Origin of the sequence: Ramlibacter pallidus, from assembly GCF_015070875.1 — a bacterium.
Lineage (GTDB): Bacteria > Pseudomonadota > Gammaproteobacteria > Burkholderiales > Burkholderiaceae_C > Ramlibacter > Ramlibacter pallidus.
In genome coordinates, this window is record NZ_JADDIV010000003.1 from 602,505 (window position 1) to 625,997 (window position 23,493).

General features: G+C 68.1%; 18 protein-coding genes and 1 tRNA gene. 4 read left to right on the plus strand and 15 right to left on the minus strand.

Annotated features, from left to right (window positions below; genetic code table 11):
* Positions 1-71: 71 nt before the first annotated feature.
* The 10 genes from typA to IM787_RS12170 form a co-directional block, all read right to left on the minus strand.
* Complete coding sequence (typA, locus tag IM787_RS12125; protein ID WP_193676895.1) at positions 72-1,898, minus strand: translational GTPase TypA; 1,827 nt, start codon at positions 1,896-1,898, stop codon at positions 72-74.
* Positions 1,895-2,848, minus strand: a complete 954-nt coding sequence (truB, locus tag IM787_RS12130) for a tRNA pseudouridine(55) synthase TruB (RefSeq protein WP_193676896.1) — start codon at positions 2,846-2,848, stop codon at positions 1,895-1,897. The genes typA and truB overlap by 4 nt, the downstream gene beginning before the upstream one ends.
* A 3-nt stretch (positions 2,849-2,851) precedes the next feature.
* Positions 2,852-3,220, minus strand: a complete 369-nt coding sequence (rbfA, locus tag IM787_RS12135) for a 30S ribosome-binding factor RbfA (protein WP_193676897.1) — start codon at positions 3,218-3,220, stop codon at positions 2,852-2,854.
* 19 nt (positions 3,221-3,239) lie between these two features.
* A complete protein-coding gene (infB, locus tag IM787_RS12140; protein WP_193676898.1) occupies positions 3,240-6,125 on the minus strand; it encodes a translation initiation factor IF-2 in 2,886 nt (961 codons plus the stop codon).
* 19 nt (positions 6,126-6,144) lie between these two features.
* Positions 6,145-7,647 (minus strand): transcription termination factor NusA, encoded by a 1,503-nt coding sequence (nusA, locus tag IM787_RS12145; RefSeq protein WP_193676899.1) that lies wholly within the window; start codon positions 7,645-7,647, stop codon positions 6,145-6,147.
* Positions 7,648-7,651: 4 nt separating this feature from the next.
* Positions 7,652-8,227, minus strand: coding sequence for a ribosome maturation factor RimP (gene rimP / locus IM787_RS12150; protein ID WP_193676900.1), 576 nt, complete (start codon positions 8,225-8,227; stop codon positions 7,652-7,654).
* Between the two features lie 118 nt (positions 8,228-8,345).
* The gene (locus tag IM787_RS12155) at positions 8,346-9,971 is read right to left on the minus strand and encodes an ABC transporter ATP-binding protein (RefSeq protein ID WP_193676901.1); all 1,626 of its coding nucleotides are present in this window, start codon (positions 9,969-9,971) and stop codon (positions 8,346-8,348) included.
* The gene (locus IM787_RS12160) at positions 9,968-11,014 is read right to left on the minus strand and encodes an ABC transporter permease (protein ID WP_193677124.1); all 1,047 of its coding nucleotides are present in this window, start codon (positions 11,012-11,014) and stop codon (positions 9,968-9,970) included. Before IM787_RS12160 ends, IM787_RS12155 begins: the two co-directional genes overlap by 4 nt.
* Before the next feature lie 130 nt (positions 11,015-11,144).
* Positions 11,145-12,173 (minus strand): microcin C ABC transporter permease YejB, encoded by a 1,029-nt coding sequence (locus tag IM787_RS12165; protein WP_193676902.1) that lies wholly within the window; start codon positions 12,171-12,173, stop codon positions 11,145-11,147.
* Complete coding sequence (locus IM787_RS12170; RefSeq protein ID WP_193676903.1) at positions 12,173-14,005, minus strand: extracellular solute-binding protein; 1,833 nt, start codon at positions 14,003-14,005, stop codon at positions 12,173-12,175. The genes IM787_RS12165 and IM787_RS12170 overlap by 1 nt, the downstream gene beginning before the upstream one ends.
* A gap of 37 nt (positions 14,006-14,042) precedes the next feature.
* On the opposite strand from IM787_RS12170, the gene fabI reads away from it, so the two are divergent.
* Entirely contained in the window at positions 14,043-14,825 is a 783-nt protein-coding gene (fabI, locus tag IM787_RS12175) for an enoyl-ACP reductase FabI (RefSeq protein WP_193676904.1), read from the plus strand.
* A gap of 33 nt (positions 14,826-14,858) precedes the next feature.
* Here the strand turns inward: fabI and IM787_RS12180 are convergent, their stop codons facing one another.
* Positions 14,859-17,129, minus strand: coding sequence for an arginine/lysine/ornithine decarboxylase (locus IM787_RS12180; RefSeq protein WP_193676905.1), 2,271 nt, complete (start codon positions 17,127-17,129; stop codon positions 14,859-14,861).
* Between the two features lie 112 nt (positions 17,130-17,241).
* On the opposite strand from IM787_RS12180, the gene IM787_RS12185 reads away from it, so the two are divergent.
* Entirely contained in the window at positions 17,242-17,664 is a 423-nt protein-coding gene (locus IM787_RS12185; protein ID WP_193676906.1) for an NfeD family protein, read from the plus strand.
* A 19-nt stretch (positions 17,665-17,683) separates the two neighbouring features.
* Positions 17,684-18,670 carry an SPFH domain-containing protein gene (locus IM787_RS12190; RefSeq protein WP_193676907.1) on the plus strand — a complete coding sequence of 329 codons (987 nt, stop codon included), beginning with the start codon at positions 17,684-17,686 and terminating at the stop codon, positions 18,668-18,670.
* On the opposite strand, the gene IM787_RS12195 is transcribed toward IM787_RS12190, so the two are convergent.
* Positions 18,634-19,017: a hypothetical protein gene (locus IM787_RS12195; RefSeq protein WP_193676908.1), complete on the minus strand. Its 384-nt coding sequence runs from the start codon at positions 19,015-19,017 to the stop codon at positions 18,634-18,636. The genes IM787_RS12190 and IM787_RS12195 overlap by 37 nt on opposite strands.
* An 18-nt stretch (positions 19,018-19,035) precedes the next feature.
* Positions 19,036-20,541, minus strand: a complete 1,506-nt coding sequence (locus IM787_RS12200) for a MerR family transcriptional regulator (protein WP_193676909.1) — start codon at positions 20,539-20,541, stop codon at positions 19,036-19,038.
* 306 nt (positions 20,542-20,847) lie between these two features.
* On the opposite strand from IM787_RS12200, the gene IM787_RS12205 reads away from it, so the two are divergent.
* Entirely contained in the window at positions 20,848-21,213 is a 366-nt protein-coding gene (locus IM787_RS12205) for a hypothetical protein (protein ID WP_193676910.1), read from the plus strand.
* A 48-nt stretch (positions 21,214-21,261) separates the two neighbouring features.
* On the opposite strand, the gene IM787_RS12210 is transcribed toward IM787_RS12205, so the two are convergent.
* Together IM787_RS12210 and IM787_RS12215 are read right to left on the minus strand one after the other, a co-directional pair.
* Positions 21,262-21,352: transfer RNA gene (locus IM787_RS12210), tRNA-Ser, on the minus strand.
* A 29-nt stretch (positions 21,353-21,381) separates the two neighbouring features.
* A complete protein-coding gene (locus IM787_RS12215) occupies positions 21,382-23,484 on the minus strand; it encodes a hybrid sensor histidine kinase/response regulator (protein ID WP_354004405.1) in 2,103 nt (700 codons plus the stop codon).
* Positions 23,485-23,493: the final 9 nt, after the last annotated feature.

Consider the following 23,493-nt stretch of genomic DNA (forward strand, 5'->3'; position numbering starts at 1 on the left):
CCGGCTTTGCCGGGCCGCTGGTGGCGCCCCCTCGGGGGGAGGCGGCCGCAGGCCGCTTCGGGGGGGACCAGTTACGCGGCTTCGCGCAGGGCGCGCTTGCGCTCGTGCTCCTTCAGGAAACGCTTGCGCAGGCGGACCGACTTGGGCGTGATCTCGACCAGCTCGTCGTCCTCGATGAACTCCACGCCATATTCCAGCGTCAGCTCGATCGGCGGCGTGATCTTGATCGCGTCTTCCTTGCCGCTGACGCGGAAGTTGGTCAGCTGCTTGGTGCGGGTGGCGTTGACCACCAGGTCGTTGTCGCGGTTGTGGATGCCGACGATCATGCCTTCGTAGACCGGGTCGTTCGGCTTCACGAACATGCGGCCGCGGTCGTCCAGCTTGCCGAGGGCATAGGTGAAGATCTCGCCGTCGTCCATGGAGATCAGCACGCCGTTCTTGCGGCTGGCGATCTCGCCCTTGAACGGCTCGTAGCCGTCGAAGATGTTGGAGATCAGGCCCGAACCGCGCGTGAGGTTCATGAACTCGTTGGAGAAGCCGATCAGGCCCCGCGCCGGGATGCGGTACTCCAGGCGGACGCGGCCGCGGCCGTCCGGCTCCATGTTCACCAGCTCGCCCTTGCGCTCGCCCAGCGCCTGCATCACGCCGCCCTGGTGCTGGTCCTCGATGTCGGCCGTCACCAGTTCGATCGGCTCGTGCTTCTCGCCGTTGATGGTCTGGAACACCACGCGGGGCTTGGACACCGCCAGTTCGTAGCCTTCGCGGCGCATGTTCTCGACCAGGATGGTCAGGTGCAGTTCACCGCGGCCCATCACTTCGAACACGCCTTCCTCGTCGGTTTCCTTGACGCGCAGGGCCACGTTCGACTGCAGTTCCTTCTGCAGGCGGTCCCAGATCTGGCGGCTGGTGACGTACTTGCCTTCGCGGCCGGCCAGCGGGCTGGTGTTGACGCAGAAGTTCATCGTGAGCGTCGGCTCGTCGATCTTCAGCATCGGCAGCGGCGCCGGGTTGTTCGGGTCGGTGATGGTCACGCCGATGCCGATCTCCTCGATGCCGTTGATCAGCACGATGTCGCCGGGGCCGGCTTCCTTCACCTGCACGCGCGTCAGGCCTTCGAAGGTGAGGACCTGGTTGATCTTGCCCTTGAGCGACTTGCCGTCCGGGCCTTCCATGACCAGCACTTCCTGCATGGGGCGCAGGGTGCCGGCGTTGATGCGGCCGACGCCGATGCGGCCCACGAAGCTGGAGTAGTCCAGCGCCGAGATCTGCAGCTGCAGCGGCGCCTCGGGGTCGCCCTTGTGCTCCGGCACGTGCGACAGGATGGTGTCGAACAGGGCCGACATGTCCTTGCCCCACTGCTCGCCGGGCGTGCCCTCCTCCAGCGAGGACCAGCCGTTGATGCCGGAGGCGTAGACCACCGGGAAGTCCAGCTGGTCGTCGGTGGCGCCGAGCTTGTCGAACAGGTCGAAGGCCGCGTTGACGACCTTGTCGGGGTTCGCGCCCGGCTTGTCGACCTTGTTCACCACCAGGATCGGGCGCAGGCCCAGGGCCAGCGCCTTCTTCGTGACGAAGCGCGTCTGCGGCATCGGGCCTTCCTGGGCGTCGATCAGCAGCACCACGCCGTCGACCATGGACAGCGCGCGCTCCACCTCGCCGCCGAAGTCCGCGTGGCCGGGGGTGTCGACGATGTTGATGTGCGTGCCCTTCCAGCTGACCGCGCAGTTCTTGGCCAGGATCGTGATGCCGCGTTCCCGTTCGATGGCGTTGTTGTCCATGACGGTGTCGACCACCTTCTCGTGTTCGGCGAAGGTGCCCGACTGGCGCAGCAGCTGGTCCACCATGGTGGTCTTGCCGTGGTCGACGTGGGCGATGATGGCGATGTTTCGGATTTGCGTCATACGTTCTCTGGCTCGGTCGCGCCGAGGATTTGCTGGATTTCGATCGGGCTCAGCAGGCGGGAGGGGATCAGTTCCCCCGCCTTCGCATGGGCCGTGCCCAGGAGCGCCGGCGGCGCCTTCCCGTACACGGCGATTCTTTCGGCGTCGCGCCAGGCGCCGCGCCGGCGCAGGCCGCTCAGGAAGCGGCCGGCATCTTCCGCGCCGAGCGTGACGCGGTCGTGACCGGGCAGCAGCGCGTCCACGGGCAGCAACCGGGCCTGCCTGTCTGATTCGGGCAGCGCCTCGAGTTCCGACAGCGTCAGGCACTGCGAAGCAACGAACGGGCCGGTCGCGATTCTCCGCAGCGACACCAGGTGGGCGCCGCAGCCCAGGGCCTGCCCGATGTCCTCGCCCAGGGTCCGGATGTACGTCCCCTTGCTGACCTTGGCCACCATCTTCAGCAGCGCCGGCCCGGCCAGCGACAGCTGCAGGTCGAACACCGTCACGTCCCGCGCCGCGCGATCCACCTCGATGCCGGCGCGCGCGTACTCGTACAGCGCCTTGCCGTCCTTCTTCAGGGCACTGTGCATCGGCGGCACCTGCGTGATCGCTCCCGTGAAAGCCGCCTGCACTTCCGCCAGGCGCTCCGGCGTGATCGCCGGAACGTCGCGCCGCGCTATCACCTCGCCCTCGGCGTCCCCGCTCGCGGTGCGCACACCGAGCTGCGCCACCGCCTCGTAGGTCTTGTCCGCGTCCAGGTGCAGCTGGCTGAACTTGGTCGCCGCCCCGAAGCACAGCGGCAACACGCCGGTGGCCATCGGGTCCAGCGTGCCGGTGTGGCCGGCCTTCTCCGCCCGCAGCAGCCACTTGGCCTTCTGCAGCGCGTCGTTGCTGGAGAACCCCAGCGGCTTGTCGATGAGCAACACCCCATGCACAGGGCGCCGCTGCACCCTGGTGCGTGGCGCGTTCACGTCCTAGTCTTCCTTGGAACGGGAGGAGACCGCCTTGGCGATCAGGGCGTTCATGTCGGCCGCGCGCTCGGTGGTGCGGTCGAACTGGAAATGGAGCGTCGGCACCGTGTGGATGTGCAGGCGCTTGAACAGGTGGTTGCGCAGGAAGCCGGCGGCCTGGTTCAAGGCCTCCGTGGTCTCGTCCGGGTCGCCCACCAGGATGCTGAAGAACACCTTGGCGTGGGCGTAGTCGGGCGTGACCTCCACGGCATTGATCGTCACCATCCCCACCCGCGGGTCCTTCAGTTCGCGCGCGATCAGCTCCGACAGGTCGCGCTGGATCTGGTCGGCGACCTTGAAGCCGCGGTTGGGGGTGGATGACTTCTTCTTCATGGGGCCTGCGCCCGTCCGCTCACAGCGTCCGCGCGATCTCCTTGACTTCGAAGAACTCGAGCTGGTCGCCTTCCTTGATGTCGTTGTAGTTCTTCAGCTTGATGCCGCACTCGAAGCCTTCCTTGACCTCGCGCACGTCGTCCTTCAGGCGCTTGAGCGACTCCAGCTCGCCGGTGTAGATCACCACGTTCTGGCGCAGCAGGCGGAAGTGGGCGTTGCGCGTGACCTGGCCGGAGGTGACCATGCAACCCGCGACCGTGCCGATCTTGGACGCCACGAACACGGTGCGGATCTCGGCGGAGCCGATGACCTCTTCCCGCTTCTCCGGCGCCAGCATCCCGGACATCGCCGCCTTCAGTTCATCCACCGCGTCGTAGATGATGTTGTAGTAGCGCAGCTCGATGCCGTTGCCTTCGGCCAGCTTGCGCGCACCGGAATCGGCGCGCACGTTGAAGCCGATGATGATGGCCTTGGAGGCGATCGCCAGGTTGACGTCCGACTCGCTGATGCCGCCGACGGCGGCATAGACCATCTGGACCTTGACCTCTTCGTTCGACAGCTTGAGCAGCGATTGCGCCAGCGCTTCCTGCGAGCCCTGCACGTCGGCCTTGACGATGATGGGCAGCGTCTTCACCTCGCCGGCGGTCATGTCCGAGAACATGTTCTCCAGCTTGGCGGCCTGCTGCTTGGCCAGCTTCGTGTTGCGGAACTTGCCGGCGCGGTAGGTCGCGATCTCGCGCGCGCGGCGCTCGTCGGACATCACCATGAACTCGTCGCCGGCCTGCGGCACCTCGGTCAGGCCCTGGATCTCCACCGGGATGGAGGGACCCGCCGACTTGATGCTCTTGCCGTTCTCGTCCAGCATGGCGCGCACGCGGCCGTAGGTCTGGCCGGCCAGCACCACGTCGCCCGTCTTCAGCGTGCCGGACTGCACCAGCACGGTGGCGACCGGGCCGCGGCCCTTGTCCAGCTGCGCTTCGATGACGAGGCCCTTGGCCATCGCGTCCACCGGCGCCTTCAGCTCCAGCACTTCGGCCTGCAGCAGCACCTGCTCCAGCAGGTCGTCCACGCCCTGGCCCGTCTTGGCGGACACGGGCACGAACGGCGACTCGCCGCCGTACTCTTCCGGCACCACTTCCTCGGCCACCAGCTCCTGCTTCACGCGGTCGGTGTTGGCATCGGGCTTGTCGATCTTGTTGATCGCCACGACGATCGGGACGCCGGCCGCCTTGGCGTGCTTGATGGCTTCCTTCGTCTGCGGCATGACGCCGTCGTCGGCCGCCACCACCAGGATGACGATGTCGGTGGCCTGGGCGCCGCGGGCACGCATGGCGGTGAACGCCTCGTGGCCCGGGGTGTCCAGGAAGGAGATCACGCCACGCGGGGTCTCGACGTGGTACGCGCCGATGTGCTGCGTGATGCCGCCGGCTTCGCCCGCCGCCACCTTGGCGCGGCGGATGTAGTCCAGCAGCGAGGTCTTGCCGTGGTCGACGTGGCCCATGACGGTGACGACCGGGGCGCGCGGCAGCGCCTCGGCGCTCGTCGCGCCGACGTCTTCCTCGGTGAAGGCTTCCGGGTCGTCCAGCGCCGCGGTCAGCGCCTTGTGGCCCATCTCCTCCACCACGATCATGGCGGTGTCCTGGTCCAGCGACTGGTTGATGGTGACCAGCTGGCCCATCTTCATCAGCACCTTGATGACCTCGGAGGCCTTGATCGCCATCTTGTGCGCGAGTTCGGACACCGTGATGGTCTCCGGCACGTGCACTTCGAGCACGCGCTGCTCGACCGGCGCGGCCTGCTGGTGGTCGTCGCGGTCGCGGTGGTCGCGCCGGCCGCCACGGGGGCCGCCGCGCCACGAATTGCGGCCGACGCCGCCGGACGTGTCGCCGCGGGTCTTGATTTCCTTCTTCTTGGCCGGGTCGTTCGCCCAGCTGGAGGACAGCTTGGCGGACTTCACTTCCTTGCCGGCGCCCGGGCCGGTGGGCGCGGGGGCGGACGTGCCGGGGCGCGGCGCCTGCGCCGGCGGCTTGTGCAGCGTGCCCTTGACCGCGGGCTTGCCGGGTTCCGGCGCCTTGGCGACCGGCTTCTCGGGCGCCTTGGCGACCAGCACCTTCTTGGGCGCGCTCATCATCGAACGGATGGCGGCGGCCTCGGCTTCGGCCTTGCGGCGGCGTTCCTGCAGGTCCTTGGCGCGCGAGGCTTCCTCGTCGGCACGGGCCTTCGATTCGGCGGCGGCCTTGTCGCGCGCTTCCTGGGCGGCCTTCTCGCGGGCTTCGGACTGGGCCTTGGCCACGGCCTGGGCGGCTTCGGCTTCCGCGGCCTTGGCCGCGCTGGCACCGGCCTTCTCGCTCGAGTAGGCCTCCGCACGGGCCTGCGCCTCGCGCTCGCGTTCGGCCAGGGCACGCGCCTCTTCGGCCGCGCGCTCGCGGGCTTCCTGCTCCTCGCGCTCGCGGCGCTTGGCCGCGAGTTCCTCTTCCTGGCGGCGGATCAGCTCGGCCTGGCGGCGGGCTTCCTCCTCGCGGCGGGCCAGTTCGGCCTCGTCCGGGCCGGACGGGGTGGCCTGCGCGGGCGTGTCGGCTTCCACCACGGCGGTGTCCGAGCCTTCGTCACGCTTGATGAAGGTGCGCTTCTTGCGCACTTCCACCTGGATCGTGCGCGCCTTGCCGGTGGCGTCCGCCTGCTTGATCTCGCTGGTGGACTTCTTCACCAGGGTGATCTTCTTGCGTTCGGGCGTGGCGGTGCCGTGGCTGGCCTGGAGGTAACCCAGCAGCTTCTGCTTGTCGGCGTCCGACAGCGGATCGGTCGGCGCGGACTTGGACACGCCGGCGCTCTTCAGCTGTTCCAGCAGCGTCTCGGGCGATTTCTTGAGTTCGTTGGCGAACTCGGCGACGGTGGTACTCGACATGTGTTCTCAGTTCCTCCCATCACTCATGGGCGGCCGTGGCCGCGGCGCCGGTGAACCAGTGTTCACGCGCTTTCATGATCAGGGTCTTGGCCTCGTCCGCGGACTGGCCGGTGATGTCTGTCAGTTCGTCGACGGCCAGGTCGGCCAGCTCGTCGCGGGTGTGCACGCCGTTCTCGGCGAGCTGTGCGATCAGCTGCGGGTTCAGGCCGTCGAGGTCGCGCAGGTCCTGCGAGACTTCCTCGACGCTTTCCTCGCGCTGGATCTCCATCGTCAGCAGCGCATCCTTGGCGCGCGTGCGGAGTTCGTTCACCGTGTCCTCGTCGAAGGACTCGATCTCCAGCATCTCGGAGATGGGCACGTACGCCACTTCCTCCAGGCTGGTGAAGCCCTCGACGATCAGGATGTCGGCGATCTCCTCGTCGACGTCCAGCTTCTCCATGAACAGCTGGCGGATCGTGGACTGCTCCTCGGCCTGCTTCTGGGCCGACTCGTTGGCGTCCATGATGTTGATCTTCCAGCCGGTCAGCTCGGACGCCAGGCGCACGTTCTGGCCGCCGCGGCCGATGGCGATGGCGAGGTTCTCCTCGTCGACCACCACGTCCATCGCGTGCTTCTCCTCGTCGACGACGATGGAGGTCACGTTGGCGGGCGCCAGCGCGCCGATCACGAACTGCGCCGGGTCCTCGGACCACAGCACGATGTCCACGCGCTCGCCGGCCAGCTCGTTGGTGACCGCGTTGACGCGCGAACCGCGCACGCCGACGCAGGTGCCGATGGGGTCGACGCGCTTGTCGTGCGAGACCACGGCGATCTTGGCGCGCGAACCCGGGTCGCGGGCGCAGCTCTTGATCTCCAGCAGGCCCTGCTCGATCTCGGGCACTTCCTGGCGGAACAGCTCGATCATGAACTCGGGGGCCGCGCGCGACAGGATGATGGGCGCGCCGCGCAGCGTCAGGTCGACTTCCATGATCATGGCGCGGACGCGGTCGCCGTTGCGCAGGTTCTCCTTGGGGATCATCTCGCCGCGGCGCAGGCGTCCCTCGACGCGGCCGCTCTCGACGATGATGTCGCCCTTGTCCATGCGCTTGACGGTGCCCACGAAGATCTTGTCGCCGCGCGACATGAAGTCGTTGAGCAGCATCTCGCGCTCGGCGTCGCGGATCTTCTGCAGGATGACCTGCTTGGCGGCCATGGCGCCGATGCGGCCGATCGGCAGCGACTCGATGCCTTCCTCGATGTACTCGCCCTCTTCCGCGTCCGGCACGCGCTCGCGGGCGTCCATCAGCAGTTCCTCGGCGTCGGGGTTCTGCAGGCCCGCGCTGTCGGGCACGACCAGCCAGCGGCGGAAGGTTTCGTAGTCGCCGCTGTCACGGTCGACGGCCACGCGGATGTCGACCTCGCCCTGGTACAGCTTCTTGGTGGCCTGGGCCAGGGCGGCTTCCACCGCGCCGAACACCACGTCGCGCTCGACGTTCTTCTCGCGCGAGATGGCGTCCACCAGCATCAACAGTTCGCGATTCATATCCCTACTCCTGAACCCCGGCGCGCTTGCGCCCCTTGAAATCAACGATCGGCGCCAGGCGAGCATCCTTGAGCTCGTCCAGCGTGAAGCCGAGCACCTGCACGGGCACGGCTTCCTTCTTCTTCTTCGACACCCGCGCGCCCGGCTTGGCCTCGGGTTCGTCGGTCCAGCTCACCTGCCAGCCCGACCCTGCCTTCTCCAGCGTGCCGCGGAACTTGCGGCGGTTCGGCGCCACCTGCCCGGCGGCCGCCGCGCCCATCGGCGCCTTCAGCGTGATGTCGACCACCTCGCCGGCGAACCGCTCGAAATCCTGCTCGTGCCTCAACGGGCGGTCGATGCCCGGCGACGACACCTCGAGGCGCTTGTAGTCGACCTCCTCGACTTCCAGCGTGTACTGCAGCTGCCGCGTGACGCGCTCGCAGTCCTCGACGTTCACGAACCGCTCCTCGGCACCCGCTTCCGGGCGCTGCCACGGAAAATCGATCGTCACGCGCAAAGTGCCACCGGCGGAGCGTTCCAGCTCCACCAGTTCGTAGCCCAAGCCGGCCACGGTCTGCGCGACGAGATCTTGTAGTGCCAAGTGAGTGTCGTTGAACCAAAAAAAACGGGCGGTTGGTACCCGCCCGTTTGGTCGTGAAGCCGGTATTGTAGCCTTGTGTGACCCGGCTCGCAAGGCAGCAGGGGCTTTGCGGCGCCTGTCAGGCCGCGGCGGCCACCAGCGTGCGCGTGTACGGGTCGCGGGGCGACTGCAGGACCTCTTCCACCGGGCCGGATTCGACCACCCGGCCGTCCTTCATCACCAGCACCTGGTGCGCCATGGCCCAGATCACGTCGACGTCGTGGGTGATCAGCAGGTACGTCAGTCCCCTCTCACGTTGCAGCCGTTGCAGCAATTTCAAGACCTGCTTCTGGATCGTGACGTCCAGTGCGCTGGTCGGCTCGTCCAGCACCAGCACCTGCGGCTCCACCACCAGGGCGCGCGCGATCGCCAGCCTCTGCCGCTGGCCGCCGGAGAACTCGTGCGGGTAGCGGCCCAGCAGGCCCGGGAACTGGGCTTCCGTCAGGCCGACCTCCTCCAGCACCGGGATCACGCGGTCGCGCCGCTGGGCCAGGCTGAGCCCGGGCTCGTGCACCAGCAGGCCTTCGCCGACGATTTCCTCCACGGTCATCCGCGGCGAAAGCGACGAGAACGGGTCCTGGAACACCACCTGGACCAGCCTGCGGATGCCGCGGTTGCCGGCGCTGTCCGGGCCCCACTGCCTGCCCACGACCTGCAGCGCGCCCCGGTGCGGAAGCAGCCCCAGCGCGGCGAGCGCCATGGTCGATTTGCCGGAGCCGGACTCCCCGACGATGCCGAGCGTGCCCCCGGGCGGCACCTCGAAGGCCGCCCCGTGGACGGCCACGAACTCGCCCTTGCGGAACCAGCCCCGCAAGCCCGGCAGCGGCGTCGGATAGCTGACCCGCAGGTCCTGCGCCTGCATCACCGGGGCCTCACCCGCGCGCGGCTCGGCGACGTCCCGCGGCGGGCGGCTGTCGATGAGCTTGCGGGTATACGGGTGCTGCGGCTGCTGGAACACGGCGCCGACCGGGCCCTGCTCCACCAGGTGCCCGCCTTCCATCACCGCCACCCGATCGGCGAAGCGCCTGACCAGGTTGAGGTCGTGGGTGATCAGCAGGACGGCCATCCCGGTCTGGCGCTGCAGATCGGCGAGGAGCTCCAGGATCTGCCCGCGCAGGGTCACGTCGAGCGCGGTCGTGGGCTCGTCCGCGAGCAGCAGGCGCGGCCGGCAGGCCAGCGCCATGGCGATCATGGCGCGTTGCCGCTGGCCACCCGAAAGCTGGTGCGGATAGGTGGCGGCCCGGCGCGCCGGCTCCGGGATGCCAGTGGCGGCCAGAGCCTCGACCGCGGCGTCCCAGGCCTGGCGCGGGCTCAGTCCCTGCTTCATCTGCAGCACCTCCGCGATCTGGTCACCGATCGTGTAGACCGGGTTGAGGGCTGTCATCGGCTCCTGGAAGATCATGGCGATGTCGTCGCCGCGAATGCCCAGGAGTTCGCGCTCCGAAGCCTGCACCAGGTCGACGGGCGCCGCCCCGGCCTGCGGCGGCGCCAGCCAGGCCGAGCCGGTGATGCGCGCGTTGTGCACCAGCCGCACCAGGCTGAGCGCCGTGACGGTCTTGCCCGAACCGGACTCTCCCACCAGCGCCAGCTTCTCGCCCGGCGCGATGGCGAAGTCCACGCCGTGGACGACTTCCTTGCCGCCGAACGACACCCGCAGGTCCTTCACTTCCAGCAGCGGCGGCAGGCTCACGTGCGGTTCGTTCATGCGTCCGCCTTGCGCGGGTCGAGCGCGTCCCGCAGCGCGTCGCCCATGAAGGTCAGCAGCAGGAGCGTCATCACCAGGACGGCGAAGGTGGAGAGCGAGATCCACCAGGCGTCGATGTTGTTCTTGCCCTGGCTCAGCAGTTCGCCGAGGGACGGCGTGCCGGGCGGCACGCCCAGGCCGAGGAAGTCCAGGGAGGTCAGCGCCAGGATGGCGGCGCTCATGCGGAACGGCAGGAAGGTGATCACCGGGGTCATGCTGTTGGGCAGGATGTGCTTCCACATGATCCGGCCGTTGCCCACGCCCAGGGCACGCGCGGCGCGCACGTAATCCATCTGCCGGTTGCGCAGGAATTCGGCGCGGACGTACTGCGACAGGCCGACCCACCCGAACAGCGACAGCAGGATCAGCAGCAGCGCCACGCTCGGCGCGAAGACCGCGCTGAAGATGATCAGCAGGTACAGCTCGGGCATCGAATCCCAGATCTCGATGAAGCGCTGGAACGCCAGGTCCGTCTTGCCGGCGAAGAAGCCCTGGATCGCGCCGGTGACCACGCCGATCACCACGCCGATGGCCGTCAGTGCCAGGGCAAACAGGACGCTGAGGCGGAACCCGTAGATCAGTTGCGCCAGCATGTCGCGTCCACGGTCGTCGGTGCCCAGCAGGTTCTCGCGCGAGGGCCTGGAGGGGTTCGGCTCCCTGGCGAAGTAGTTGAGCGTCTTCGGGCCGTAGGGGTTGGGCGGATACACCGACCAGTTGTTCCCCTTGCGCAACTGCTGCCGGATGAAAGGGTCGTGGTAGTCCGTCTCGGTCAGGAAGTCGCCCCCGAAGGTCGTTTCCGGATAGCTGTGGACCAGGGGAAAGTAGAACCGGCCTTCGTACCGCACCACCAGCGGCTTGTCGTTGGAAAGGACCTCCGCGAACAGGCTCAGGACCACCAGGGTGACGAAGAGCACCAGGCTCGAGAACCCCAGCCTGTTCTTGCGGAAGCGGCGCCAGGCACGGCGGGCGGGGGAGACGTGCACCCACGCGGCCGGTGCCGGCATGGCGGCTGCGCCGCCGCCCTGGGTCTGGCCGGCGATGGACTCCATTCCGGGCAGCGGCGGAACCGGCTTTGCCGGGCCGCTCGCTGCGCCCCCCTCCGGGGGGAGGCGGCCTTGGGCCGCTTCGGGGGGGTCAGTCAAATTTGACACGGGGATCGACCCAGACGTACAGGAGGTCGCTGAGCAGCTTCGTGAGCAGGCCGAGCAGCGTGAAGAGGTAGAGCGTGCCGAGGACCACGGGATAGTCCCGCCGGATCACGCTCTCGTAGCTGAGGAGGCCGAGGCCGTCCAGCGAGAACAGGGTCTCGATCAGCAGCGAGCCCGTGAAGAAGGCACCCAGGAAGGCCGCGGGGAAGCCGGCGATGATGGGCATCAGCGCATTGCGGAAGACGTGTTTCCAGAGCACGCGGCGCTCGTCCAGTCCCTTGGCGCGGGCGGTCAGCACGTACTGCTTGCGAATCTCCTCCAGGAAGGAGTTCTTCGTGAGCATGGTGGTGACGGCGAAGCTGCCCACCACCATCGCCGTGACCGGCAACGTGATGTGCCACAGGTAGTCGACCACCTTGCCGCCGAAGCTCAGTTGCTCCCAGTTGCTGGAGGTCAGGCCGCGCAGGGGGAACCAGCCGAGTTGGCCCCCGAACACCACCAGCAGCGCCACGCCCAGCACGAAGCCGGGGATGGCGTAGCCGACCAGCACCACGAGCGTGGTCACCAGGTCGAACCGGGAGCCCGCCCGGACCGCCTTCGCCACGCCGAGCGGTACGGCGATCAGGTAGCTCAGGAAGAAGGTCCACAGGCCGAGGCTGATCGAGACCGGCAGCTTCTCGCGAATGAGCTGCCAGACATCCTTGTTCTGGAAGAAGCTGCGGCCCAGGTCGAAGCGCGCGTACTGCCCCAGCATCTGGAAGAAGCGTTCGTGCGCGGGCTTGTCGAATCCGTACAGGGCCTTGATCTCCGCAAGCCGCTTCGTGTCGACGCCCTGGGCCCCGCGATAGCTGAAGCCGCCGCCCTCCCCCCCTCCGCCGGTGGTGGCGCGCGCCTCGGCCAGGTACTGCTCCACGGGTCCGCCGGGGACGAACTGCGTGACGGCGAAGGTGACCAGCAGCACGCCCAGCAGCGTGGGCACCATCAGAAGCAGGCGCTTGAGGATGTATGCCGCCATCAGCCGGGATTTCCGTTGGGGCCCGCGGCGCGGCCGGGCCGGGCCCACCAGGTGTCGATGACCCAGGCTTCACCCTGGCTGTAGGGCGGCATCGCCGGCGTGGGCTGCAGGCGCCAGGCGTTGTAGACCATCCGGTGGGTACCCGCCGTCCACTGCGGGATGAGGATGTGCGAATACATGACCACCCGTTCCAGGGCGCGGCACGCGGGCAGCAGTTCCGCCCGGGTGTCGGCGCTCGTCATCCGCCGCAGGAGCTCGTCGACGGCCGGGCTCTTGATGCCGGTGTAGTTGCCCGAGTCCTCGACATCGGCGGCCTTGCTTCCGAACAGGTCGACGTAATCCTGCCCGGGCGTGTGCGTTCCGAGGATGTTGAGCGAGATGATCTCGAACTCCTTCTTCTGCAGCCGCTGCTGGTACAGGGCGAAGTCGACCGGCCGGTAGTTCAGCGTGATGCCGAGCTTGCCCAGGTTGCGCATCCACGGCGTCATCACCCGCGCGCCGCTCTCCTGGCTGTCGAGGTACTCCAGCACCAGGCTTTCTCCCTTCGCATTGCGAAGCGCGCCGTCGCGCACCTCCCAACCGGCCTGCTTCAGCAGCCCGGCGGCCTTGCGCAGGTTGTCGCGCAACGAGGAAGTGCCGTCCGTGCGCGGAGGTTCGTACGCCGGGCCGAAGACCGCGTCCGGGACCTTGCCACGCCAGGGTTCCAGCAAGGCGAGCTCCTCGGGCCCCGGCGTTCCCTGCGACTTGCAATCGGTGTTGCCGAACAGCCCCTGCACGCGCTGGTACGCGTTGTAGAACAGCTGCCGGTTCATGTACTCGAAGTCCATCGCGAGCGCGAGGGCCTCGCGCACGCGCGGGTCCTGGAGCTTCGGGTTGCGCGTGTTCAGGATGTAGCTCTGGAAGCCCGCCGGCAGGCGGTGGCGGAACTCGCCCTTGACCAGCTCGCCGGAGTTGAACTTGCGGCCGGTCATCTGGCGCGCCCAGTCGCGCGAGATGTTGATCCGCATGAGGTCGAACTCGCCGGCCTTCAGCGCCTCGAGCCGCGCCGTGGGATCGGTGTAGATCTTCACCGTGATGCGGTCGAAGTTCGACGTGCCACGGCGCACGTTGACGTCGCGCGCCCAGTAGTTGGGGTCGCGGACATAGGTGATGTCCTTGCCGAAGCGCACCGGCCCGATCTTGTAGGGGCCGCTGCCGATGGGGATGTCCATCACCACCTGGTCGAACGGCTTGGCCTTGCCGTTCTCCATGCCCCACTTGCGGCTGAAGATGGGCAGGCCGCCCACGGTCAGGGGCATTTCGCGGTTCTTGCGCTTGAACCGGAACCGCACCGTGCGTTCGTCCACCACTTCGACGGCCACCAGGTCCTCCAGCACCGTCTTGTACGCCGGCGAGGTGTGCGGGCCCAGGAGCGTGTCGAAGGAATGCTTCACGTCCGCGGCCAGCACCGGGTCGCCGTTGTGGAAGCGGGCCTCGCGGCGCAGGCGGAAGGTGGCCGAGAGCCCGTCGGGCGGGACCTCCACGTCCTCCGCCAGCAAGCCGTAGCCGGCGCCGACCTCGTCGGCCGCCCCGGACAACAGGCTGTCGAACATCAGCCCGGAAAGATAGGCCGGCGGTGATCCCTTGATCGTGAACGGGTTGTACTTGTCGAAGGTCGAGTAGCGCAGGTTGCTCACGAGCCGCAGCTCGCCGCCCTTGGGCGCCTGCGGATTGACATAGGCGAAATGGGGGAAGCCCGGCGGCTGCTTCAGCTCGCCCCACAGCGCATAGCCATGGGCGCCCCACGCGGCCGGGCTGAGCGCCAGGGCCAGCAGTAACGGGAAACCTCGCATGCGACAATTCTGCCGAGTTTTCACCGAAGAGAGAGACATGGGATTCCTGACTGGCAAGAAATTCTTGATCACGGGCGTGTTGTCCAACCGGTCGATCGCCTACGGCATCGCCCGCGCCTGCCATGAGCAGGGCGCCGAACTCGCCTTCAGCTACGTCGGCGAGCGCTTCAAGGATCGGATCACCGAGTTCGCGGCCGAGTTCAATTCCAGCCTCATCTTCGATTGCGACGTCGGTGACGACGCCCAGATCGCCAAGCTCTTCCAGGACTTGTCCGCGACCTGGCCGAAGTTCGACGGCTTCGTCCACAGCATCGGGTTCGCGCCGCGCGAAGCGATCGCCGGCGACTTTCTCGAGGGGCTGTCGCGCGAGGGCTTCAGGATCGCCCACGACATCAGCGCGTACAGCTTCCCCGCGATGGCCAAGGCGGCCCTGCCCTACCTGAACGAGAAAGCGGCCCTGCTGACGCTCACGTACCTCGGGTCCGAGCGCATCGTCCCGAACTACAACACCATGGGGCTGGCCAAGGCCTCGCTGGAAGCGTCGGTGCGCTACCTCGCCGGCGCCCTCGGGCCCAAGGGCGTGCGCGTCAACGGCATCAGCGCCGGCCCGATCAAGACCCTGGCCGCTTCGGGCATCAAGGACTTCGGCAAGCTGCTGAAGGTGGTGGCCGATGTCGCGCCCCTGCGCCGCAACGTCACCATCGAGGACGTCGGCAACGTGGCGGCCTTCCTGCTGAGCGACCTGGCCGGCGGCGTGACGTCCGAGATCACTTACGTCGACGGCGGCTTCAGCCACACCGCCATCGCGGTCGAGGAGTGACGCGGGCGCGGTGGGCCGCGCCCACCGCCGCGCTCAGTCCTTCACGCAGTCCGCGTAGTAGCGCACCGCCCCGGTCTTCTCGTCCACTTCGCTCACCAGGCCGTGGATGTCGGTGCCGAAGCCGGGGCACTCGGCGTTGAAGGCCCGCGAGAACTTCAGGTAGTCGACGATCTTCCGGTTGAACACCTCGCCCGGGATCAGCAGCGGGATGCCCGGGGGATACGGCGTGATCAGGCTGGTGGTGATCCGGCCTTCCAGCGCGTCGATCTCCACCCGCTCGGTCTTGCGGTGCGCGATGTGCGCGAAGGCGTCGCTGGGCTTCATCGCCGGCTGCAGCTCGCTCAGGTAGATATCGGTCGACAGCTTGGCGATGTCGTACTTGGCGTAGAGCTCATGGACGTACTGGCACAGGTCGGCCAGCCCCATGCGCTCGTAGCGCGGGAACTGCTGGCAGAACTCCGGCAGGATGCGCCACATCGGCTGGTTCTTGGCGTAGTCGTCCTTGAACTGCTGCAGCGCCGACACCAGCGTGTTCCAGCGGCCCTTGGTGATGCCGATCGTGAAGAGGATGAAGAAGCTGTAGAGGCCGGTCTTCTCCACGATCACGCCGTGCTCCGCCAGGAACTTGGTGACGATCGCCGCCGGGATGCCGGTCTTGGCGAATTTCCCGTTCAGGTCCAGGCCGGGCGTGACGATGGTGGACTTGATCGGGTCCAGCATGTTGAAGCCTTCGGCCAGGTTGCCGAAGCCGTGCCATTTGGCCGAACGGGCCTCGCCCTTGATGATCCAGTCGTCGGCCCGCCCGATGCCCTCTTCCACCAGCTTGTCCGGGCCCCACACCTTGAACCACCAGTCCTTGCCGTACTCCTGGTCCACCTTGCGCATGGCGCGGCGGAAGTCCAGCGCCTCCATGATGGATTCCTCCACCAGCGCGGTGCCGCCGGGCGGCTCCATCATCGCGGCGGCCACGTCGCAGCTGGCGATGATGGCGTACTGCGGGCTGGTCGAGGTGTGCATCAGGAACGCCTCGTTGAACAGGTGGCGGTCCAGCTTGTTCTCCTCGGCGTCCTGCACCAGCACGTGGCTGGCCTGGCTGATGCCGGCCAGCAGCTTGTGGATGGACTGCGTGGAATAGACCAGCGACTTCTGCGGCCGCGCGCGCTTCTTGCCCATGGCGTGGAAGCTGCCGTAGAAGGGGTGGAAGCAGGCGTGCGGCAGCCAGGCCTCGTCGAAGTGCAGCGCCTCGACGTAGCCGTCGAGCATGCCCTTGATGGTCTCGGTGTTGTACAGGACGCCGTCGTAGGTCGACTGCGTCAGCGTCAGGATGCGCGGCTTCACCGTCTCCGGGTCGACCCCGGCCAGCAGCGGGTTGGCCTTGATCTTGGCCCGGATCGATTCGGGCGTGAACTCGCTCTGCGGGATCGGCCCGATGATGCCGAAGTGGTTGCGCGTGGGCCGCAGGAAGACGGGGATCGCCCCCGTCATGATGATCGAGTGCAGGATCGACTTGTGGCAGTTGCGGTCGACCACCACCACGTCGCCCGGCGCCACCTCGTGGTGCCAGACCATCTTGTTCGAGGTGCTGGTGCCGTTGGTGACGAAGAAGCAGTGGTCGGCGTTGAAGATGCGCGCGGCGTTGCGCTCGCTGGCGGCCACGGGGCCGGTGTGGTCCAGGAGCTGGCCCAGTTCGTCCACGGCGTTGCAGACGTCCGCCCGCAGCATGTTCTCGCCGAAGAACTGGTGGAACATCTGGCCCACCGGGCTCTTGAGGAAGGCGACGCCGCCCGAATGCCCGGGACAGTGCCAGGAATACGAGCCGTCCTCGGCGTAATCGAGCAGCGCCTTGAAGAACGGCGGCTGGATGCCCTCCAGGTACGACCGCGCCTCGCGGATGATGTGGCGCGCCATGAACTCCGGCGTGTCCTCGTACATGTGGATGAAGCCGTGCAGCTCCCGCAGGATGTCGTTGGGCAGGTGCTGCGAGGTCTTGGTTTCGCCGTAGACGTAGATCGGCACGTCCGGGTTCTTGCGGCGCACTTCGGAGATGAAGGCGCGCAGGTTCACCACCACCGGGTCGACGCCGTCGGGGCCGGCGGTGAACTCCTCGTCGTCGATCGACAGGATGAAGGCGCTGGCGCGGCTTTGCTGCTGCGCGAACTGCGACAGGTCGCCGTAGCTGGTGACGCCCAGGACCTCGAAGCCCTCCGCCACGATCGCTTCGGCCAGCGCGCGGATGCCCAGTCCGGAGGTGTTCTCCGAGCGGTAGTCTTCGTCGATGATGACGATGGGGAAACGGAACTTCATGCGGCGTCCAGGAGGGCTAAAAGGGCAACGAGGGGCGAAGTGTATGAAATCCGCAGCGGCTTCACCGCCACGGATGAGTTTTCGCCCACAATGCGGGCCAAAAGGAGGGCACATGGCGGAACCGACACTCTGGTGGCTGCTGGCCGGCGCGGCCGTGGCGATCGAACTCCTCACGGGGACGTTCTACCTGCTGATGCTGGCCATCGGGCTGGCGGCGGGCGCCGTGGCGGCCCACGCCGGCACCTCGATCCCGACGCAGCTGGTGATGGCCGCCCTGGTCGGCGGCGGCGCGGTCGCGGCCTGGCACGTCGTGCGCCGCCGCCATTTCGCCGGCGCGGCGGGCGAGAACACCAACCTGAACCTCGATGCCGGCGAGGCCGTGCACGTGGAGGCCTGGACGGCCGAGAACACATCGATGGTCCGCTACCGCGGCACCACCTGGACCGCCGTCCCTGCCGGCGGCACGCCGCAGGGCACGGGCGCGCACCGGGTGCGCGAGGTGAGTGGCAGCCGCCTGGTCGTCGAGAAGATCTGATCCAAGAGGGAAGAAAAGCATGGAAATCGCACTGGTCCTGTTCGTCATCGCCGTCATCTTCGTGGTGCGCGCGATCAAGGTCGTCCCGCAGCAAAACGCCTGGGTCGTGGAGCGCCTGGGCAAGTACCACGGCACGCTGACGCCCGGCCTGAACTTCCTGATCCCCTTCGTCGACAAGGTGGCCTACAAGCACAGCCTGAAGGAGATCCCGCTCGACGTGCCCAGCCAGGTCTGCATCACGCGCGACAACACCCAGCTGCAGGTGGACGGCATCCTGTATTTCCAGGTGACCGACCCCATGCGCGCGTCCTACGGGTCGTCCAACTACATCGTGGCGGTGACGCAGCTCGCGCAGACCTCCCTGCGCAGCGTGATCGGCAAGCTCGAACTGGACAAGACTTTCGAGGAGCGCGACATCATCAACGCGCAGGTGGTCCAGGCCATCGACGAAGCTGCCCTGAACTGGGGCGTGAAGGTGCTGCGCTACGAGATCAAGGACCTGACGCCGCCCAAGGAGATCCTGCACGCCATGCAGGCGCAGATCACCGCCGAACGCGAGAAGCGCGCCCTGATCGCCGCTTCGGAAGGCCGGCGCCAGGAGCAGATCAACATCGCCACCGGCGAGCGCGAGGCGTTCATCGCGCGCTCCGAGGGCGAGAAGCAGGCCGAGATCAACAACGCCCAGGGCGAGGCGGCGGCGATCCTGGCGGTGGCGGAAGCCACGGCGGCGGCGATCCGGCAGGTCGCCGAGGCCATCCGCCAGCCGGGCGGCGAGCAGGCGGTGCAACTGAAGGTCGCCGAACGCGCCGTCGACGCCTTCGGCAAGGTGGCGGCCGACGCGACCACCACGCTCGTCATCCCGGGCAACATGAGCGAGGTCTCCGGCCTCATCGCGTCCGCCATGAAGATGATCTCCGGCACCCGCACCTCCCCTGCTGGCGCCACAGCGTCTCCCAACGCCGTTCCTTCTCAGATGTCGTCCGAATGGGGGCGCGACGCCCGGTAGGAGTGGTTCAGCGGGCTGGGACGCGAGCGCAGCCCGCTCGGCAGCATGTCCTCGAACAGGGCGCCCAGCCCTTCCAGCTGCTCGCGCGCCGCCATTTCCCCGTGCGTCCGTGCCAGCAGCCCCATCAGCTCCCCCCGCATGAACCAGAGCGCCTCGAGGTCCGCGTAGCGGATCCGCCGCGCCAGCTTCTCCGCGCGGTCGCTGCCGTCCATGTCGACCATCGCCAGCATCGTCTGCCGGATGTTCTCCGTGCGCAGCGAGTGATCCGAGGCCGCGGGCCTGGACACGCCCACGCTGAAGATCGCGTAGATGCTGCTCCGGAGGTCCTTGGTGTTGAACCAGCGCATTTTCTTGTCCTCTCGAAATCAGGCTCCGCCTCGTGGGGCGGGCTCGTTATGGGGGAACTGCAGGTCCAGGAGTTCGGCGACGGCAAGGTCGGCGAAGCGTCCGGACACGGGGGAAGCGGGGGCGATGTCGGCCAGGCGGCCGAAGGTGAAGAGCACGCGGCCGTCGCTGCCGTCGGTGGCCGGCACGCCGTAGGTGACGCGGCGCAGTTCCTCGGGCGCCACCTTGCCCAGGAAGCTGCGCGTGACCAGGATGGCGCCGAGCCGGCTCGCGCGTGACAGCTGTTCCGCGCGGTCCGCGGCGTCGCCCAGCACGCGCAGGCTGCCCTGTTCCGCGGGCCCCATGCCGCCGATCCATTCCTGGCCTTCGTCCAGGCCGACGTTCATCGACAGCTCCACGTCCCAGCTCTTGCGCTGCTTCCAGCGGCGGCTGACCTGGCGCAGCGCGTCGCGGCTCTGTTGCGCGGCCAGCAGCGCGTTCCACAGGTAGCTGCCGCCGCCGGCCGGCAGGAAGTAGCAGACGAGCACTTCGCCCGATTGCGTGCCGCGCACCCCCCCGTGGCGACGGAAGATCCGGTCCAGCTCGGCCCAGATCTCGTTGAGGAGCTCAAAATATTCCTGCGCGGTCAGCCGGACCCACAGCGCATGCGCTTCCTGCAGGGTGGCCACCAGCACGGCGACCGGCGTCAACGCGGGAGCGGCCTGCGGCGCCGGAGCGCTCGGCGCCTCCTCGGCGAGGGCGCCGTAGACGAACAGCACGCCGTCACGGAACTGCACGGCGTACACCAGGCGCGCCGGCGCGGCCGCCGAACCGGGGATGCGCAGGTGGCTCACCAGGCGCGGCTCCTGGTCCCGGACTTCGCGGTACACGTTTTCGACGGCGGCAGCGTGGTGCTGCGGCAGGTCCCGCAGCAGGTCGCCGGCCGCGGCGGAGCGCTGGCGGGCCATCTCCAGGTGGAAACGCAGCAGCGCGTCGCGCCCGCCGGCGGCATCGACCGCCAGCAGGTGCGGCAGGATGCTGCCGGCCCCTTCGCGCGTCACGCCGGCCAGCGGCGACAAGCCGCTGGCGCGCGCATCGTCGTTGGCCCACACGATCCGGAGCCCGTGGTCGACCAGGTAGGCGGCGCCGCGGCCCTGGGGCAGCCACAGGCGCAATGCGGGGTCGATCGGGGACGCCGGCGCGGGCGCCGCCAGCGCGGCGGCCGGCACGCGCGCCGGTGCGGATGCGATGGGCAGGGACGCGATGGGCGCGGACGCGGGAGTCACAGGGGACTCGGGCGCCGCGGGCGGATGCGCCGAGAGGTGCTCCGCGATGCGCGAGATGGTCCAGCCCTCGCGCTTCAGTCGCTGGATGACCTCGATGCGCGCGATCGTGTCGTCGGGGAAGTAGCCGATGCGGGGCGCCGCACCATCCCGCGGGCCCGGCGGCAGGACCTGCGGCCGCGGCACCAGGCCGCTGGCGATGTAGTTGTTGAGAGTGGCACGCGAGATGCCGGTCCTCTCGATGATCTCCTTGCTGGTGAGCAAGAGCGCCTCGTCGGTAGACTGTATGGACAGACTATGCGACTGCGCAAATGGACAGTCAACTTACACAGTAGACAGTTGTACACACTGCGCAACAGCTCGCGACGAACGGTAAGCGGAAGCCTGCGCGTCACTCGGAACACACCACCCCGACGTCGATACAAGTTGGCCCCGCCACTGTCCAAGACTGTCTAACTTCCTCTTGTCTGTCTAGTTAACTTAGACAGATGAGCCTATTGCATCCTGCGCTGTCACCTTCCGCAGGTTCGCGCGTCCAATGGACTCCCCCACCCCACCCAGGAGCCTTCCATGGATTTCCAGACCCTGCTGCGCACCGCCGTCGTCCTGCTGGCCATCACGGCGGCCGGCGGCCTGGTGCTCGCCGGCATCCGTTTCAGCGGACGTCCCCATCCTCCGATCTCCATCGCGATGGTGCACGGGCTGCTGGCCGCGGCCGGACTCACGCTCCTGCTCTACGGAGCGCTGGCCCGCGGCTTGCCCGGCATGGCCTGGGCCGGGCTCGTGCTGCTGCTGGTGGCGGCGCTGGGCGGCGCGGTGCTGAACCTGCGCTACCACTGGCAGCGCATCGCCCTGCCCGTTTCGTTCGTCCTCGGTCATGCTGCGGCCGCGGCGATCGGCCTGGTGATGGTCGCGTTGGGCGTGTGGAACGCCTGAGGGCGCGGCCAAGAAAAAACCCGCCGGTGGCGGGTTTCATCATCGTGCTGGCGGAGAGGGCGGGATTCGAACCCGCGGAGGGCTATTAACCCTCACACGCTTTCCAGGCGTGCGACTTAAACCGCTCATCCACCTCTCCAGCAAGCCAGCGATTGTAGCAGTGGAAATTCACGCGGCCGTCGTGGCCGTCGCGTTGCGGCGCGCCTCCTGCGGATTCGCGAGCATCGACAGCAGCAGGTTGACGTCGGCCGGCTTGACCATGTGGAAGTCGAAGCCCGCCTGGGCCGAGCGCGTGCGGCTCTCGGCTTCGCCATAGCCGGTCAACGCGATCAGCAGGGCCTCCTGCGACTCCGGCTGGCTGCGCAGGCCGTGCGCGACCTCGAAGCCGTTCATCCCGGGCAGGCCGATGTCCAGCAGCACCACGTCGGGCCTGAACTCCCGCGCGATGCGCAGGGCGTCCTGGCCCTCGTGCGCCATGCGCACCTCGAAGCCCTCCATCTCCAGCAGCGTGAGCAGGGTCTCGGCCGAGGCGGCCAGGTCGTCCACCACCAGGATCCGCGCCGCGGCGCCCGGTGCCACGTGCACCGGCCGATGCGTCACGGACGGCAGCGGGCCCGCCGGCTGCGTGGACACGCAGGCCGGCAGCGCGATCGTGACCTGGGCGCCCTTCCCCAGGCCTTCGCTGGTCGCCCAGACACGGCCTCCGTGCAGTTCCACGAGGTGCTTGACGAGCGTGAGGCCGATGCCCAGCCCGCCCTGCGAGCGGTCCAGCGACTGGTCCGCCTGCGCGAACAGGTCGAACATGTGGGGCAGGAATTCGGGGGCGATGCCGGCACCCTGGTCCTTCACCGCGATCTGCAGTTCGCCGTCGCGGTAGCTCGATTCCAGCGCGATGCGGCTGCCTGGCGGCGAGAACTTGCAGGCGTTGTTGATCAGGTTGGACAGCACCTGCGACAGGCGCACGGCGTCGCCGTCCAGTTCGATGGGTACCCTGGGGAGCACGACGTCGAGCACCTGGTCGCGCGCGCCCAAGCGGGGCGAACTGGCCTCCACCGAGCGCTCGATCAGCGACACGAGCTGCAGCTTCTCGGGCTTGACCGCCACCTTGCCCTGCACGATGCGGGAGACGTCCAGCAGGTCGTCGATCAGCCGCGCCATGTGTTCGGCCTGCCGCCCGATGACGTCCCGGGCCCATCCCAGCTTGGGCGGCAGTTCCTCCGCGCTCGCCAGGATGTGCACCGCGTTGCGGATCGGGGCCAGCGGGTTGCGCAGCTCGTGCGCCAGCATGGCCAGGAATTCGTTCTTGCGGCGGTCGGCTTCCTGCACGGCCGAATAGAGGCGCGCGTTCTCCATGGCGATGGAGGCGCGGCTGGCGAACTCGCGGATCAGCGCGGTCCGGGGCGAGTCGAAGAAGGCCTCGTCGCCGACGAGGGCGAGCGCGCCGCGGATCTCGTCGCCCGCCATCAGCGGGCAGACCGCGGCGGCCCGGCCGTTGCCCTTGCGCCAGAGCCGGAACTGCTTGTCGCGCAGCACCTGGTCGGCCACCGACCGCAGGTCCGGCCCCACCGCCTCGTCGAAGGCGACGTGGTCGTCCGCCTTGGGCGCCGGATGCATCTCCAGGCGGCGGACGCCGCCTTCCTTGTCCGGGATGCCCAGGACGGCGCGCTGGCCGAGCATGGGCACGCTCAGGTCCAGGATCGCGGCGACCGTGTCGTCGAGGTTCAGCGACCGGGACAGCACCTGGCTCGCCTCGGCCAGGTAGTCGGCGCGGTGGATCGCCTCCTCCGCTGCCGCCCGCGCGGCTTCGGAACGGGCCAGTTCCTCGCGTTGCTGCGCCTGCTTCTGCAACTGCCGGTTCATCCGGAACAGCTCGCAGAACACGCGCACCTTGGAACGCAGCACCTCCGGCACCACCGGTGACGGGATGTAGTCGACCGCGCCCAGCGCGTAGCCGCGCCTGGCCTGCAGGTCGTCGACGTAGGCCGTGATGAAGACGATCGGCGTCTGGGCCGACTTCTTGTACTGCCGGATCAGGCTGGCGGTCTCCAGGCCGTCGATGTCCGGCATGTTGACGTCGAGCAGGATGACCGCGAATTCCATCTCGAGGATGTACTTCAGGGCCTCCTGCCCGGACCGGGCACTGACGATGTTCTGGTCGAGCTCGTCCAGGATGGTGGTGAAGACCACGTGCTTCTCCGGCAGGTCATCCACCACGAGGATGTTGACCTTCTCCGGGGCCTCCTGCTGCTGCGGGTTCGCAGTGCTCGTCACCAATGCTCC